18 protein-coding genes are annotated in these 16,122 nt (G+C 40.7%); 10 read left to right on the top strand and 8 right to left on the bottom strand.

Annotated features, from left to right (window positions below; translation table 11 throughout):
- Positions 1-41: 41 nt before the first annotated feature.
- The 3 genes from DMZ48_RS17140 to DMZ48_RS17130 all read left to right on the top strand — a co-directional run bounded on the left by DMZ48_RS17140 (position 42) and on the right by DMZ48_RS17130 (position 3,885).
- Complete coding sequence (locus DMZ48_RS17140) at positions 42-1,136, top strand: Nif3-like dinuclear metal center hexameric protein (RefSeq protein ID WP_143956402.1); 1,095 nt, start codon at positions 42-44, stop codon at positions 1,134-1,136.
- A 6-nt stretch (positions 1,137-1,142) separates the two neighbouring features.
- Positions 1,143-1,922 (top strand): zinc ribbon domain-containing protein, encoded by a 780-nt coding sequence (locus DMZ48_RS17135; protein ID WP_143956401.1) that lies wholly within the window; start codon positions 1,143-1,145, stop codon positions 1,920-1,922.
- A gap of 124 nt (positions 1,923-2,046) precedes the next feature.
- Positions 2,047-3,885, top strand: a complete 1,839-nt coding sequence (locus DMZ48_RS17130; RefSeq protein WP_143956400.1) for an ABC transporter ATP-binding protein — start codon at positions 2,047-2,049, stop codon at positions 3,883-3,885.
- 4 nt (positions 3,886-3,889) lie between these two features.
- Here DMZ48_RS17130 and DMZ48_RS17125 read toward each other — a convergent pair whose 3' ends face one another.
- From DMZ48_RS17125 to DMZ48_RS17115, 3 genes are all read right to left on the bottom strand, one after another.
- Entirely contained in the window at positions 3,890-4,078 is a 189-nt protein-coding gene (locus DMZ48_RS17125; RefSeq protein WP_143956399.1) for a hypothetical protein, read from the bottom strand.
- 22 nt (positions 4,079-4,100) lie between these two features.
- Entirely contained in the window at positions 4,101-4,928 is an 828-nt protein-coding gene (locus DMZ48_RS17120; RefSeq protein WP_143956398.1) for a VOC family protein, read from the bottom strand.
- A 107-nt stretch (positions 4,929-5,035) separates the two neighbouring features.
- Entirely contained in the window at positions 5,036-6,382 is a 1,347-nt protein-coding gene (locus tag DMZ48_RS17115) for an FAD-dependent oxidoreductase (RefSeq protein WP_143956397.1), read from the bottom strand.
- A 246-nt stretch (positions 6,383-6,628) separates the two neighbouring features.
- On the opposite strand from DMZ48_RS17115, the gene DMZ48_RS17110 reads away from it, so the two are divergent.
- From DMZ48_RS17110 to DMZ48_RS17090, 5 genes are all read left to right on the top strand, one after another.
- Positions 6,629-6,874 carry a hypothetical protein gene (locus DMZ48_RS17110; protein ID WP_143956396.1) on the top strand — a complete coding sequence of 82 codons (246 nt, stop codon included), beginning with the start codon at positions 6,629-6,631 and terminating at the stop codon, positions 6,872-6,874.
- Between the two features lie 386 nt (positions 6,875-7,260).
- Positions 7,261-7,419 (top strand): lmo0937 family membrane protein, encoded by a 159-nt coding sequence (locus DMZ48_RS17105; protein WP_143956395.1) that lies wholly within the window; start codon positions 7,261-7,263, stop codon positions 7,417-7,419.
- A 374-nt stretch (positions 7,420-7,793) separates the two neighbouring features.
- Positions 7,794-8,456 (top strand): hypothetical protein, encoded by a 663-nt coding sequence (locus DMZ48_RS17100; protein ID WP_143956394.1) that lies wholly within the window; start codon positions 7,794-7,796, stop codon positions 8,454-8,456.
- 61 nt (positions 8,457-8,517) lie between these two features.
- On the top strand, positions 8,518-9,384 hold the full coding sequence (locus tag DMZ48_RS17095; protein ID WP_143956393.1) for a helix-turn-helix domain-containing protein: 867 nt from the start codon (positions 8,518-8,520) through the stop codon (positions 9,382-9,384).
- A gap of 85 nt (positions 9,385-9,469) precedes the next feature.
- Positions 9,470-10,189: a pirin family protein gene (locus DMZ48_RS17090; RefSeq protein WP_143956392.1), complete on the top strand. Its 720-nt coding sequence runs from the start codon at positions 9,470-9,472 to the stop codon at positions 10,187-10,189.
- Positions 10,190-10,262: 73 nt separating this feature from the next.
- Here DMZ48_RS17090 and kynU read toward each other — a convergent pair whose 3' ends face one another.
- On the bottom strand, positions 10,263-11,534 hold the full coding sequence (gene kynU / locus DMZ48_RS17085; protein ID WP_143956391.1) for a kynureninase: 1,272 nt from the start codon (positions 11,532-11,534) through the stop codon (positions 10,263-10,265).
- Between the two features lie 112 nt (positions 11,535-11,646).
- Between kynU and DMZ48_RS17080 the strand changes: the two genes are divergently transcribed.
- Positions 11,647-12,288, top strand: coding sequence for an O-methyltransferase (locus DMZ48_RS17080; RefSeq protein WP_143956390.1), 642 nt, complete (start codon positions 11,647-11,649; stop codon positions 12,286-12,288).
- Here DMZ48_RS17080 and DMZ48_RS17075 read toward each other — a convergent pair.
- The 4 genes from DMZ48_RS17075 to gpmI all read right to left on the bottom strand — a co-directional run bounded on the left by DMZ48_RS17075 (position 12,265) and on the right by gpmI (position 15,312).
- A complete protein-coding gene (locus tag DMZ48_RS17075; protein ID WP_143956389.1) occupies positions 12,265-12,843 on the bottom strand; it encodes a phosphatase PAP2 family protein in 579 nt (192 codons plus the stop codon). The genes DMZ48_RS17080 and DMZ48_RS17075 overlap by 24 nt on opposite strands.
- The gene (locus DMZ48_RS17070; RefSeq protein ID WP_199288016.1) at positions 12,843-13,115 is read right to left on the bottom strand and encodes a Sec-independent protein translocase subunit TatA/TatB; all 273 of its coding nucleotides are present in this window, start codon (positions 13,113-13,115) and stop codon (positions 12,843-12,845) included. The genes DMZ48_RS17075 and DMZ48_RS17070 overlap by 1 nt, the downstream gene beginning before the upstream one ends.
- Positions 13,116-13,203: 88 nt before the next feature.
- Positions 13,204-13,773: a thioredoxin family protein gene (locus DMZ48_RS17065; RefSeq protein WP_143956387.1), complete on the bottom strand. Its 570-nt coding sequence runs from the start codon at positions 13,771-13,773 to the stop codon at positions 13,204-13,206.
- 21 nt (positions 13,774-13,794) lie between these two features.
- A complete protein-coding gene (gene gpmI, locus DMZ48_RS17060) occupies positions 13,795-15,312 on the bottom strand; it encodes a 2,3-bisphosphoglycerate-independent phosphoglycerate mutase (RefSeq protein WP_143956386.1) in 1,518 nt (505 codons plus the stop codon).
- Between the two features lie 370 nt (positions 15,313-15,682).
- Between gpmI and DMZ48_RS17055 the strand changes: the two genes are divergently transcribed.
- Positions 15,683-16,075, top strand: a complete 393-nt coding sequence (locus tag DMZ48_RS17055; RefSeq protein ID WP_143956385.1) for an ankyrin repeat domain-containing protein — start codon at positions 15,683-15,685, stop codon at positions 16,073-16,075.
- Positions 16,076-16,122: the final 47 nt, after the last annotated feature.

Raw genomic sequence — 16,122 nt, 5'->3', positions numbered from 1 at the left:
GGCGAAATTAGAATATTTATCTTTGAAAAAAAACACGGTCAATGATAATACAAGACGTAATTCGTCAAATCGAAGAATTTGCACCGCTAAGTTACGCCGAAGATTTTGACAATGTCGGACTCCTGGTCGGAACTCCGGATCAGGAAGTTAAAGGAATTCTGGTCACACTGGACACTCTTGAAAATGTTATAGAGGAAGCCATTGAAAAGAATTGTAATCTTATTGTCAGCTTTCACCCGATCATTTTCAGCGGTCTCAAAAAGATCACCGGAAACAATTATGTCGAACGTGTCGTCTTAAAGGCAATCAAAAATGACATCGCCATCTATGCAATTCATACTGCTCTCGATAATCATTTCCAAGGCGTAAATGCAAGGATTTGTGAAACGCTGGGACTTCAGCATCACCGTATCCTGATACCAAAAGATAATGCGATTAAAAAACTGGTAACCTTTGTTCCTAAAGAGGCGGCTCAATCACTTAGAGAAGCGTTGTTCGCTGCGGGCGCCGGATCCATAGGCAATTATGACAACTGTAGTTTTAATGTAGAAGGAACCGGAAGCTTCCGCGGAAACGAAGATTCAAATCCGGTCATAGGGGAAAAGGGTATAACCCATTATGAAAGTGAAACCCGTATCGGAATCACCTATCCAAAACACCGCGAAAGCAAGGTCTTACATGCTCTTTTTAAAAACCATCCTTATGAAGAAGTAGCGTATGAGATCACGACCCTGGAAAATAAACATCAGCATATCGGCATGGGGATGATCGGGGAATTACCAGAGCCCACAGCGGCGGAAGACTTCCTGAAAACAGTTAAATCAACCATGCACTGCGGCGTGATCAGACATAGTGAATTCACCGGAAAAAAAGTTAAGAAAGTAGCTGTCCTCGGAGGAAGTGGTGCCTTCGCAATCAAAAATGCAATATCCGCAGGTGCAGACATTTACCTCACAGCCGATCTTAAATACCACGACTTTTACAGGGCCGAAAATAAAATCGTCCTTGCAGATATAGGACACTTTGAAAGCGAACAGTTCACAAAAAATCTATTAGTTGAGTATCTTACAAAAAAATTCACTAATTTTGCAGTCGTTTTATCAGTTTGCAATACAAATCCCGTCAAGTATTTATAATAGAATATGGCAAAAAAAACAGAAGTTACAGTTGAGGAGAAATTAAGAACCTTATATGACCTGCAACTTATAGATTCGAGGATCGATGAGATTCGAAATGTACGTGGTGAACTTCCGCTGGAAGTTGAAGATCTTGAAGATGAAGTTGAAGGTTTAAAGACCCGATTAGAAAAGCTCAGCGGGAATCTTGATGAGATCAATACAGAGATCGGAAACAAGAAAAATTTAATAGAAGAAGCGAAATCACTGATAAAAAAATACAGTGAACAACAAAAGAACGTTCGCAACAACCGAGAATTCAACTCGCTTTCTAAAGAGATCGAATATCAGGAACTCGAGATACAATTAGCTGAGAAGCACATCAAGGAATTCAAAGCTCAGATCGAGCAGAAGAAAGATGTGATCGCTCAAACCAAGGAAAAACTTGGAGAACGTGAATCTCACCTGAAACACAAAAAAGGTGAATTAAACGATATCCTTTCTGAAACCGAAAAAGAGGAAAAAGCACTGATGGACAAAAGCCTTGAATATGAGGAAATGATCGATCAGCGTTTGCTTACCGCTTATAAGCGTATCAGAGGAAGCGTTAAGAACGGCCTTGCGGTAGTAGCAATCGAAAGAGGTGCTTCCGGAGGATCATTCTTTACCATTCCACCACAGGTACAAATGGAGATCGCAGCCCGCAAAAAGATCATCACTGACGAACACAGTGGTCGTATTCTTGTTGACCCTGCTTTAGCCGATGAAGAAAAATCCAGAATGGAAGATTTCTTCGCAACGCTGTAATAACGAATATCATCATTATACTTTAAAAGCCCTTTTTTCTAAGGGCTTTTTTCTTTCCATCAATTCCGATTGAAATCTCTGCCGAATTTCGTAATTTGAAGTCTGATACGACACTTCAAAGATCTTGGCTAAGCGCTTGAAATCAATAAAGGACAATAAGAAACAAAGTACCTCGATCCGCGATTCCTTCGCAGCGTTTCGGTATATACCAAGATTTTCAAGAGAAATATGGGAAACCAATAAACAGATCTACCTCCTTAATCTATGTGCCCGACTGATCAATGCATTCAGTCCGGTAGTCATCTTATGGATTGGTAAACTCATAATCGATGAAATAGTACGGCTGTTAAACACTTCTGAAACTGATTACACCCAACTATGGCAATATGTGGGTATCGAATTCGGTATCGTTTTATTCGCTGACCTCATGGGGCGCCTGATCACGTTAACCGATGGCCTGCTGGGAGACCTGTATGCCAACAATTCCTCTGTTAAGATCATACAAAAGACCAATGAGATCGGCATTGAACAACTGGAAAACCCAGAATTCTATGATAAGCTGGAAAGAGCCCGGATACAGACTACAAACCGGGTTGGATTAATGTCTAATATACTCAGTCAGGCCGAGAGCCTCATCAGCATGTTCTCACTCATTGCCGGACTCATCTATTTCGAACCTGTTTTGATCATCATCCTTATATTGAGCATCATTCCGGCCTTCATCAATGAGATACGGTACAGCTCCAGAAGTTATTCTTTAGCAAGAAGCTGGACCTCTGAAAGACGTGAACTCGATTACCTCAGGTATGTGGGTGCAAACGATAAAACTGCCAAGGAAATCAAACTTTTTGGGTTAACAGATTATGTGGCGGAAAGATTCCGTCAGCTTTCTGATCAGTATTATCGTCTTAACAGGGATCTCGCGATTCGTCGCTCCGTTTTAGGAGGCCTTTTCAATGCTTTAGGGGTACTCTCCTATTATGCCGCCTATGTGCTGATTATCTATCGTGTTCTTACCGGTGTTATTACACTAGGTGATCTTACATTTTTAAGCGGAAGTTTCAGTCGGCTGCGAAATAACCTACAGGCATTCTTTTCAAGATTTACACGTATTGCAGAAAGCGCACTCTATCTCAAGGATTATTTCGATTTTATAGACCTCGATCCGGGCATCACAGACTCCGGCACATTGCCCCCACCAAAAGAGATCAAAGAGGGATTTGTTCTTGAAAATGTAAGCTTTAAATATCCCGGCGCAACCGAAATGGTACTGGACGGCATTTGCTTTGACTTAAAAAAAGGCGAAAAAATGGCATTTGTTGGTCAAAATGGTGCAGGAAAGACTACGCTTATAAAATTGCTACTGAGGTTCTATGAACCAACCGGAGGCAAGATCTTTCTTGACGGAACCGAGATCAGACAGTACAAGAGAGCGGAATATCAGCAAATGTTCGGCGTTATTTTCCAGGATTTTTTCAAATATGAATTTACCGTTAGAGAAAATATCGCAGTAGGTAAAATCAGTGAGCTCGACAATATGGAGAAGATCAAGGAAGCAGCCAGATTAAGCCTTGCGGAAGAAGTCATTAAAGATCTGGAACGAGGGTACGAACAACAACTGGGCAAACGCTTTAAAAAAGGACAGGAATTATCGGGTGGTCAATGGCAGAAGATCGCACTTGCCCGGGCCTATATGAAAGATGCAGACATCCTAATTTTAGACGAACCCACTTCTGCGCTGGATGCAAAGGCTGAATATGAAGTTTTCGAAAGGTTCATCGGACTTACCGAAGGGAAAACCAGCATCATTATCTCTCACCGATTCAGCACGGTTAGAATGGCTGACAGAATCCTGGTACTGGAAAACGGGCGCGTGCTTGAACTAGGAACTCATGAAGAACTCATGAACAATGACAAACTATATTCGGAACTTTTTACGCTTCAGGCTTCCGGATATCAGTAGAAAATTACCAGTGACCTCCATTATATACGCCTACGCTAACATTCGGACGTACTTTAGGACCATTGGGTCCCCAGGTTAGATCTACCCCGGCACTGGTTCCCCAGTGAGGACTTCCTCCACATGCAGAAAACAAACCTAATAACGCAACGATGAATAGAGATACAAAAAATCGGTTTATGAATTTACGGATCATGACTTGATGAATTAGATTAGTTTTAGTTTATTGGTTTCTGGATACAAAAAACAGCTCCCTGTGGATCCTGAACAATAACCACAGCCCCCCCTCTAACACCGGATTCTGTGCCCAAAAGCACATCTCCACCGGCAGTTGTTACTTTTGATTCCATTGCAGAAGGATCAGAACAACGAACATAGGGCACCCATCGGGTTCCCTGATTATCCACCGGATTCATGATCATGCCCGCAAGCTTTTCGCCATTGGCTTCCAACACCCAATATGGTTTATTATCATAATTCTGTTCCTCAACAACGACATCGAATGCCATTTTATAGAATGAAGCTGCATCGGCAGTATTTTCAGCCCAAAGCTCAGACCAAAGCCATCCGTTCTCTCCAGAAGAAACCGCAGTAAGCATGGCCTCAGGATTTTCCACCAACGAAAACTCTTCTCCCTGTGCTCCCTGAAGAATAGCCTGCATACCTCGCCCCTTTAGCATCACCGGTGGTAGCGCCAAGCCTCCTCCGGCCTGCTCGATCGCTGTGATCTTAGCAGAGAGACCGGTAACAGGTACAGCCTTCACCCATACGGAAGTATTGGCCTTCGGGATTTCTATCATCCCTCCTATCGCCTTTCCTCCGTTATAGATGGTAGTTAATCCGAGCCCTTTTCCAGGCACATCTTTAAAGGTCCATCCAAAAACTTCACCATAGAATTTTTTAGAAGCATACATATTAGGTGTTACCAGATCATGCCATAATGGAGGCGCATAAAAGTTAGATTCTGTTATCGAACCTGTATTGGAACAGGTAAAAGCCATTATCAACACCAATAATGGAATACGGAAAGTTTTCAGCCAATTCATAAAAAACGGATTAAAAAAAGAAAAAAATTAACTTGCTGATTTACAAGATTTTAAATGTACAAATTTTTTCTTTCAATAGCCATGACAACTTGCTGATTTTCTGCCTGTTACTGAGACTTTAAAAGTTGAAGTATCTTTTGTTCGGTCGCTTCGCTGTTCCAATTTTCTTCGATTGCCGGATCGTTCATCACACTATCCATGATCGCTCTTTGGAGTTGACCGATTCTGAGAGCTTCGGAATACGGCTTATCTGAAAACGTAACTCTACTATATAAGGGTACCCATTTATCCGGATATTTCCCGGCGAACCATTTTTCAATTTTTTTCCTCAATAAAAAATTGGGATCAGCGGTCTTCTCACTCATTTCCTTAAAATTACTGTAGCTCAGTTCTGCCACCGCATCAGTATTAGGTTTCCGGGAAAGTTCATAATTCTTAAAAATCTGCTCCCAATCATCACCATATGTATCCATAAACTGATCAAGCACGGTAATATCTTCAAATCCCGCATTCATCCCCTGACCATAAAAAGGCACAATAGCATGGGCAGCATCACCGATTAAAGCCACTTTGTCCCAGTAAGTCCATGGAAAACACTTGATGGTCACCAAACTGCTCGTTGGATTCTTAAAGAATTCCTTCACGAGATCGGGTATATCCTCCACCACATCTTTAAAATATTTTTCAAAGAATATTCCCAGTTGCTCCTCTGTGGTCAACGATTCAAACGATTCTTCTCCTGCAAAAGGCATGAACAGCGTACCGGTAAAACTTCCGTTAAGATTCGGAAGTGCGATCAACATGAATTCACCCCTTGGCCAAATGTGCAAAGAATTCTTATCGATCTTATGCGTACCTCCCGGACCTGCGGGTATGGTAAGCTCTTTGTAACCTGTACTCAGAAATTCCTGACTATAGTTAAAAAGACTACGACGCTGCATTTTATGTCGAATTCTGGAGAAAGCCCCATCGGCACCAAAAACATGATCGAACTGATGGGCGGTCCATTTTTCGTTTTCAGAATCCCCTGTAAATAATTTGGCCTCATGCAATGAAACATCCCAAACCTTTTCTTCAAATATGAACCTTGCACCCGTCGCTTCAGCAAGGTCGATCATTCTTTTATTGAGTATTCCTCTTGAAATGGAATAAATCGCTTCATTTTCTTCCCCATAATGTTGATAGCTCATACTTCCGTCGGCATTATGGATCGCCCGCTTATGCATAGGAATAGCAAGTTTCATGATCTCATCCCGGATACCGGCCTTTTCGAGAGCCCGCCAACCCCGGTCAGACATAGCCAGATTTATGGATCTTCCGGAAAAATCCATTTTCCGAATATCCGGTCTCCGGTCATAAACCGTTACCTCGTGTCCTCGTTTCGTCAAATAAATGGCTAATAAACTACCTACGAGCCCGCTGCCGGTTATGGCGATTTTTTTTGGTGTTTGCATGGAGAATATTTCGAAGCCCTTTATATCAGGGGTACCTACAAAGTTAATCAATTCAATGAATACCAATGCAGCCAGTGTATAGCATGAAAAATACAACCCAAAAATCAAAGGAAATTTATCAGCATAAAAATCGCTTCGAAAACTCACTGCGCGTATGCACAACTCTTGAGAAACCTCCTGAAACCCTTACAGACACTGAATTGATTTAAATTTTGTAAATTAAAAGGAACTGTAAATCATAATATTATGGACGAACAGAAATTAGCATGGATGCAAAAGATCTATTCCAAACTGGAAGATATCAAGAATACGCAGGAAAGTAGTATCGATAAAATAAATCACGTTATTACCGATCTGTTTCAGCATCCCGATAAAGATTTGGAAAAAGTTATGGAAGAGGCACATCAGCGTGCTTCCGATAATGTAGATATGGTTCGTGAGGCTTTGAATGCATACGAAGAACGTATCAACAAGATGCTTCCTCAGGAATAACGAATTACGAGAATGATCTACCTTTAAAGGCCGTGTATGCACGGTCTTTTTTTATGTTCACACTTTTTAAAATTCTTTTAACAAGTCGTTAAGGACCAGGGATCCTTTATTCCTCGTATATACAATAAAGACGTACAAAAATTCCGCTTTAAGCGCCAATATATATCCACCCTCCCTTCGGAGGGTTTCTTTTTTTCTTCTTGTATATTTTGGTCATCCACATTTACGGCTTTGCACCAACCCTTGTCACACAATGACGTTCAAAATCACTCCCAATTGAAAACGCATGTGCAACCATATGATTTTCATACATATAAAAGAAATTATGAAACTGAAACCTATAAAATCAACCTACATTAAAAGGATAAAATCTAAAACTTAAATTTATGAAAGATCTGGTTTGGCTTATTATTGTTATTCTGATTATCGGGTGGTTAGTCGGATATTTTGGATTCGGCGAAGCAGTGGGTAGTCTGATCCATATTTTACTGGTATTGGCAGTGATAATGGTCCTATACAAACTAGCCACAGGGAAGCGATTATAATTTTTTTTAAAAAAATTTCACTTTCCGAAATCCAAAAGCAGAATACCAACGTATATAAAGTAATCATTACATAGTAGTAGGTATTAGTTTAGGGAAAAAAGCCCTCTTGTCAATAAGATGAGAGGGCTTTTTATTTTAGGCCTGTTTTATACAGAATCAATTTATAAAAAGGTATAAATTACCCGATTAAGACTTCAAATGGCATTCAAAATCTCGATCATACACATCTTATCGAACTTATGATCAACGGAATAGTCTCCTCACTTCATTATTACACCCATTCACAACATTCTCCGTGATAGAAAACTCTTAATAGTGTGGCTTTACTCTTCAATTCATAATTATTATTTATTTTTATACAAATTACCCTACAGATGAATCGATTTAATTTACTTGCTGCATCCGTATTCCTTTCGCTCCTATGGAATTGCAAAGAACCGGAAAAACAACTGACGGTACCTGAAAAGATCGCAAATGCAAATGGAATTACCGACTGGAGTAAAGTGAAAGAACTGCACTTCACTTTTAATGTAGAAAGGGGAAGCACCCATTTTGAACGTAGCTGGATCTGGGATCCCACTACAGATGATGTTACTATGATGATGGGTGATGAAAAGATCTCGTATAACAGAAACGAGGTAGACAGTACACTCGTACAGACAGATCAGGGATTTATCAATGACAGTTATTGGTTACTGGCTCCTTATAAATTGGTATGGGATGAGGGAATGGATTACGAACCGGTAGTCAGAGAACCCGCCCCGATCAGCAACGATTCACTGAACAGACTGACCATTACGTATGTAGGTGATGGTGGATATACCCCTGGAGATGGCTATGATTTTTATTACGATGATAATTATATCATCAGAGAATGGGTATATCGGGAAAACAATACTTCAGCAGTTTGTATGATGACAACCTGGGAAGATTATAAAAATTATCACGGACTTAATCTGGCAACCATGCATCAGGATGACACCGGATATTTCAGACTCTTCTTTACCGATATTGAAGTAGTAGAGAACACACCCTGAGCAAGAAAAATCTCCTGCAGAAATACGAGAAGTATAATTTTAAATACTTTAACTTTCGGTGATGAAGCAATATGAATTTTCGGAGACTTTCAACAGGGACCCTTTCTTTAACATTGAAAGAATACAAGACAACCCCGCACATGAAAGTCCACGAAAATTTGATTTTCATTCCCACGATTATTACGTAATTCAGATCCTTACCAAAGGTTCAGGGACACATACTATCGATTTCAGATCGTATGACATGAATCCTGGTTCGGTTTTCTTTTTAAATCCCGGGCAACCTCATCAGGTTACAGAAACCTCCCCAAACGAAGGTTTTATTATTTCCTTTAATTATGAGTTTTTAGCAAGGTCAAACATCAGTCTGAATTTCATACACGATATCAATCTGTTCAGACCTTTTGGAGAATCACCTCCCTTGCATCCGGGTTCGGATAACTTTGATAAGATACTTGCATACTGTATGGAAATAGAATCATGTTTTGAACGCAGCGATGATTTCCGTTATGAAGCACTTGGTGCATACCTAAGGCTTTTATTGATCAGTTGTAATGCATCGTGTGACATCCGAGAATTACCACCTGAAGATCTTGCCGATAATGCTGTTGAAACGATCAGAAACTTCAGAGCATTGGTTGAGAAACAGTTTCGGGATTGGCACCGTGCTTCACAATATGCGGATGCTTTATATATCTCTGTCAATTATCTCAACAAACTTGTAAAGACTTATTTAGGTACCTCAACGAAGGATTATATCCAGGATCGTATAATTCTTGAGGTTAAAAGATCGCTGATTAATTCTGGACAAACCGCCAAAGAGATCGCATATGATCTGGGATACAAGGAACCGTCGCATCTCAGCAATGCCTTTAAAAAATGTACCGGAATAAGCCTCAGTGACTTCAGGGAACACTATCAAAGTTGATTTTCACATCTGTTTTCCCCTTTTTCGCATGGACTCACCTGTTCTGTTTCCCGAAATTTGTATCATAATATAAAAATCGAAGAACATGAAAACAATATTGTATAAATCAGAAAGTCGCGGACATGCAGATCACGGATGGTTAAACAGTTACCATACTTTTAGTTTTGCCAATTATTATGATCCCGCCAGAATGAACTTTGGCGTATTAAGAGTTCTGAATGATGACCACGTTGCCGCAGGTATGGGGTTTGGAAGACATCCTCATGATAATATGGAAATCATCTCCATCCCCTTATTCGGAGATCTCGAGCACCAGGACAGCATGGGAAACAAGACTGTAATTAAAGAAGGTGACGTGCAGTCGATGTCTGCCGGAACGGGAATATTCCATAGTGAAAAGAACAAGAATAATGACAAAGCAGTGAAATTCCTTCAGATCTGGATCTTACCAAAAAAGAGGAACATACCTCCTACTTATGACCAGATTACGATGAAACTGGAGGACCGACTCAATAAATTTCAACAGATAGTTTCACCAAATCCAGAGGATGACGGCGTATCCATCAATCAGGATGCCTGGTTCAACATTACCACGCTGGAAGCAGGGAAGTCATTGACCTATAAATTACATGATCCTGAAAAGAATGGAGTCTATGCCTTTGTTCTGGAAGGGGATGTCAACATAAACGGAACTGCCTTAGAGCGCAGAGACGGTCTGGGAATTTCCGAGTCTGATACTTTGGAAGTTCAAGCAGAAAGTGACACCCAATTATTGTTGATGGAAGTTCCAATGAGTATTCAATAAGCAAATTCCTTCAGGAAATAGCTATTTACGAAAAAGCCGGCTCTTTAATTGATCCGGCATTTTCGTTACTTCATTATTTATGACTAAGAATTCCTTTCTTTAATATTTGCCCGAAAGAATAAATATCTTCAAAGGAATTATAAAATGGTGCTGGCGCAAGACGAATTACATTGGGTTCTCTCCAATCCGTGATCACACCATGCTCCATAAGATAATCAAATAAAGAACGTCCTTCGCCATGTAGGAAGACCGACAATTGACAACCTCTGGCTTCTGGCGTAATGATCTCAAAAGTACTATCGACCTGCTTATCAATCTCATGCAGTACAAATTCCAGATACGCTGTAAGCACTTTACTTTTTTGGATCAGCTTTTGCATTCCAACTTCCTCGAACAAGGTCAATGAAGAAAGATAGGGAGCTACAGAGATCACCGGAGCATTGCTTATTTGCCATGCCTCAGCATTCGGCATGGGCTCAAACTCCGGCTCCATCATGAATCGAACGTCCTTTCTCGTACCCCACCAACCTTCAAACCGGGGAATATCGGTTCGATTGTGATAGCGTTCATGCACATAGATTCCCGAAACATTTCCAGGGCCACTATTCATATATTTATAGCTACACCATGCAGCGAAATCCACATCCCAGTCATGAAGGTTCAACTCAACATTTCCGGCAGCATGCGCAAGGTCCCATCCAACGATCGCACCGCAGCGCTTTGCTACACTTGTTATATTTTCCATTTCAAGAACCTGACCATTATAATAATTTACGCCTCCCATCAGTACCAAAGCGAGCTCATCACCGGCAGTTTCGATTTCCTTTATAATATCCTCTGTTCTCCAAAAATTTTCTCCCGGTCTTTTCTTTACTTCTATGATCGCATCGTCAGGATCATACCCATGGAATCTCACCTGACTCCTGATCATATACTGGTCAGATGGAAATGCCTTTTCTTCACAAAGGATCTTAAATCGCTTTTCGGACGGGCGATAGAATGACACCATCAATAAATGGAGATTCACCGTAAGTGTATTCATCACAGTAACTTCTGATGGTTTTGCCCCCACGATCTTACTTAAGGGAGCTGCGAGCCTTTCATGATAATCCCACCATGGTTTTTCAGCTTTAAAATGCCCTTCAACCGCCAGAGATGCCCAGTCATTCATGATCTCATCCACATACTCCTGCGTTCTTTTAGGTTGTAATCCCAGCGAATTTCCAGTAAAATAAAGTGCCTCTTCACCATTTATCACCGGAAAATGAAATGCTTTTCTGTAAACAGCGAGTTCATCTTCCTTATCCATTTTTTGCGCAAAGGCTAATGTATTCTCAAATAACATAAGTCTAGTTTGCCGTAAAAATACGATTTGATTTCGATCACCACCAACCCAAAATGTTAATACCGACACTTGTCAATGCCAACAATTATTACATTTGTAAAAAAATCTGATCATGCATTTTATTTCACCGGAACTGGAGGCTTATGTAAGCGAACATTCACAGTCTGAACCACCCCTATTACAGGAGTTAAGCAGGGAAACACACCTGAAGGTCATACAGCCCAGAATGCTAAGCGGACACTTTCAGGGAAGAGTCTTAAGTATGCTTTCAAAGATCATTCACCCATCCTATATTGTTGAAGTAGGTACCTACACAGGGTATTCTGCACTATGTCTGGCAGAAGGTTTAGCCCCGGAAGGAATCTTACATACGATCGATGTGAATGAAGAACTATATGATTTTCAAAGAAAATATTTTGATAAAAGCGAATACGGATCGCAGATCATTCAACATTGTGGTGACGCTACGGAAATTATCCCGACGCTTAAAGACGGTATCGACCTCGCATTTCTGGATGCCGACAAGATCAACTACCCGAAATATTTTGAAATATTGATCGGTAAGATGAAAAAGGGAGGGATCATACTTTCTGATAATGTACTTTGGAGTGGAAAAGTACTGGAGAGACCGAAGGATAATGACAAACAAACATTGGCGCTACTGGAATACAACCGAATGATCAAAGAGGATGAACGGGTGGAAACAGTCTTATTGCCTATCCGTGACGGACTAACCGTTACCCGGGTAAGGTAGTTCGTTCCTTTTATAATACCCCTTATGGATTCTGAAACCGAAATATGCGAGCATCACTCCTGTTAAAACGCCCATCAATATATCTGATGGATAATGTACCCCTACATAGATTCGGGAAAAACTGAAAAGCAAAGGCCAGATAAATAATAATGCGGCCCATGGAAATTTCCCCCGGCATATCAGAAACACAAACGTAGTCAGTGTAAATGAGTTGGCGGCGTGTCCTGAAAAGAAACTGAATGACTGCGTTTCAAAAAGTACCCGCAACATCGAAGACAGGCCTTCCACGTTACTCGGCCGTATCCTGCCCACAGAAACCTTGACCAGCTGTGTTAACAACAATGACACTGAAACAAGTCCTAATGTCATGGTCATACTGAACCAAAGGCGGTTATCCCGATAGGTTTTCCAGATCATCCAGAAAAAAAGAAGGTACACCGGAACCCAGAATTTTATCTGAGTCAGTGCACCCCACATATAGTCATAATCATTGATACCGAGATTGTTCAGAAAAATAAGGAGTTCCTTATCATATTCGAGTAATTTCTCGAGCATCAAAGTTTGCGTTTAACAGAGCCGGTAAAGTCGTCGATGTTATCCCTAACCTGATCGATCTCCTTTTGAATATCCTTGGCAAAGGTAGTATCTATCCCCTGTTTCTCTGCACTACGCTGAATTTCATTCTTAACTTCGTTCGTCGCATCCTTCAGTTGCCTCATTCCTTTACCGAGCCCTCTGGCGATCTCGGGCAGTTTATCTGCTCCGAATACCATAATTACGATAAACAGAATAAACACAACTTCCGGTCCACTTATAAATAAAAACATAATTTCAACCTGTTAAGCGTTAGTAACCGTGGCAATTTTCGAAAGGTACAAATATAATGAAGAATGCTTCCAATAGCGAAAAAGAATTTTACCAATCATATGCATTATGGTATTCTCTTCCACTAAGAATATCCAGCATATCCTCTTCCATGGTATTGATTGGATATTCGACTATTCGATTAATTTCCTTTCCATTCCTGTAAAAGATGATGGTCGGAACATTCGTAATATTGAGATCCTTTTCAAAATTCTCAGGTGTGGTTTTATCATGAGTCATTGTAATGATCTCGATATCCATCTGATCATAATCGGTCATGTCCAATACTTTAAAGAAATACGGCACCTCTCGCTTAGAATCCGCACACCAGGTACCCATGAACAATTTGAATTTAATTCCCTTCAACAAGGGCTTAATAGAATCAACCACAACGGCATCGGGTTCCGCTTCTTCATAATTCAGCCTGAACCATTCGTCGTAAGGCGCTGCTTCTAGCGTCTTTCGTTGTTGGATTCCTGTCAGCACCGGGGGTGTTTGCTGTTCAGTGGTATCAACCGTTTCGATTTCTGCCTGAACGATCTTATCTGCATTTGCAGGAAGTTCACCACATGACCTCAACAAGATCATGGGTAAAGCAACCGCAACGTAGAAAATCTTCATACAATATTAGTTTTTCAATTTTTAAACAAGTGATTTTTGTGTCATAGCCTCCGGCTGGGGCACTCCCATAAGCTTCAGGATCGTAGGTGCAAGATCACCCAGGATTCCCGGAGAAACGGTCTTTATCTCCTCATCTACGATGATGATCGGTACCGGATTCGTGGTATGTGCAGTATTTGGAGATCCATCAGGATTGATCATACAATCTGAATTCCCATGATCCGCAATGATAATTGCTGTAAACCCACCTTCCTGTGCTGCTTCCACCACATCTTTAGCGCAGGCATCTACTGCTTCACATGCCTTAACCGCGGCTTCGAATACTCCGGTATGTCCTACCATATCGGCATTGGCAAAATTCAGACACACAAAATCGGTTGAGCTTTCCTTTAAACGCGGAACGATCTTATCCCGGATCTCGAATGCACTCATTTCCGGTTGCAGATCATAAGTTGCCACTTTCGGAGAAGCACAAAGTATCCTGTCTTCCCCTTCGAAAGGTTCTTCCTGTCCTCCATTAAAAAAGAAGGTAACATGAGGGTATTTTTCGGTTTCAGCGATTCTAATCTGTTTTTTTCCGGCCTTGGATAGTGTCTCTCCTAAAGTATCATTGAGATTGTCTTTATCATAGATCACTTTAACATTCTGAAAGGTATCATCATAGTTCGTCATGGTAACATAGTACAGATCCAGCTTATGCATATTCTGCTCATGAAAATCCTGCTGAGTTAGTGCCTGTGTGATCTGACGACCGCGATCGGTTCTGAAATTAAAGCAGATCACAACATCCCCGCTTTCGATATTTGCAATAGGTTTACCTGCATCATCGGTAACAACAACAGGTTTTATAAATTCATCGGTAACCCCTTCATCATAACTTTTTTGAATGGCTGCAACCGGATCCTGGGTAGCTGTACCTTCACCGTTAACCATCAAATCGTAGGCGAGCTTTACACGCTCCCAACGTTTATCCCTGTCCATGGCATAATAACGCCCTATGATCGATGCCAGTTCAGCACCTGTTTTTTCACAAGTATTTAAAAGATCTGTAATATAGCCTTTACCACTTTTCGGATCTACATCACGACCGTCGGTAAATGCATGAACATAAACTTTATCGAGACCTGCTGTATGCGTAACCTCCAGTAATCCCTTTAAATGATCGATATGGGAATGTACTCCTCCTCCACTTACCAAACCGATAAAATGCAGTTTCTTATCATGGATTTTAGCATAATTGATCGCTTCCTGAAGAACCGGTTCTTTTTCAAGAGTATTGTTTTTTACCGCAAGATTGATCTTGGTAAAATCCTGATATACGATTCGACCGGCACCGATATTCATATGTCCTACTTCACTATTTCCCATCTGCCCTTCAGGAAGACCTACATTGAGTCCATCAGTACGTAAAGTGGCGTTAGGGTATTTGGTATATAAGGAATCGATAAAGGGAGTATTGGCATTGTCAATTGCAGAAACTTTCGGATCCGGAGAGATGCCCCACCCATCCAGGATCATCAAAATAACTTTTTTATTCATAGTACTTTTTCTTCTCCATCAAAGATACTACTATGTGATCATTATTAAAAGAAAGCAAGGCTTCACTTCCTTCAAAATAAACGTATTTATAACAGTTTTAAGAAATCTGCATGAATCACTCACAATTACGATAAATTATGCAGTCTTAAACCACATTCATTACATTTTGCAGAACGATCTTCACTTGCCGGGTTAAAGTAACCAAAGCCAAGCCTGCATCAGCGTTCTTAGGAAAGTGAAAATTAACAATTTCTCAATATGCTGATTATCAGAACAGATATAACGTTAAACTATCGTTAAAATACTGAGGATAGTGAAACATTCTTCAATCCAGAGCGTCTTTTAGATGTAACCAGTAAACTTATTAATCATGAAGAAGTTAGCATTAATTGCGGCTTTGGTACTATCAGCGACCATGACGTACGCAAACAGCTCGTCTGAAACAGACAAAATCATCGATCCAAAAACAACAGTAACCGCTTACAGTGTTTCGCCTTTTTGTGTGGCCATTGTAAAAGGTGACCTGGAAACTGTAAAAAAACTTATCGAGCTGGGAGCAGATGTCAATGCAAAATCCAAGGGTATGACTCCGGTCATGTACGCTGCCAAATTCAATCGGGTAGAGATCCTTGAATTACTCATTGCAAATGGAGCGAATCTAAAAGCTAAAGACTCAAAATTGGGTTATACCGCTATGGACTTCGCTGAGCTTTCCAATGCCAATGAAGCAAAAGACGTTCTTGAAAAGGCGTTGAATTCCTAACAGGAGTTTTTTTAATTAATTTGGTTTAGCGATCAATAAGAAATCCC

It is taken from the genome of Robertkochia solimangrovi, assembly GCF_007279655.1.
Classification (GTDB): Bacteria; Bacteroidota; Bacteroidia; order Flavobacteriales; family Flavobacteriaceae; genus Robertkochia; species Robertkochia solimangrovi.
This window is presented reverse-complemented; position numbering and strand designations above follow the sequence as displayed.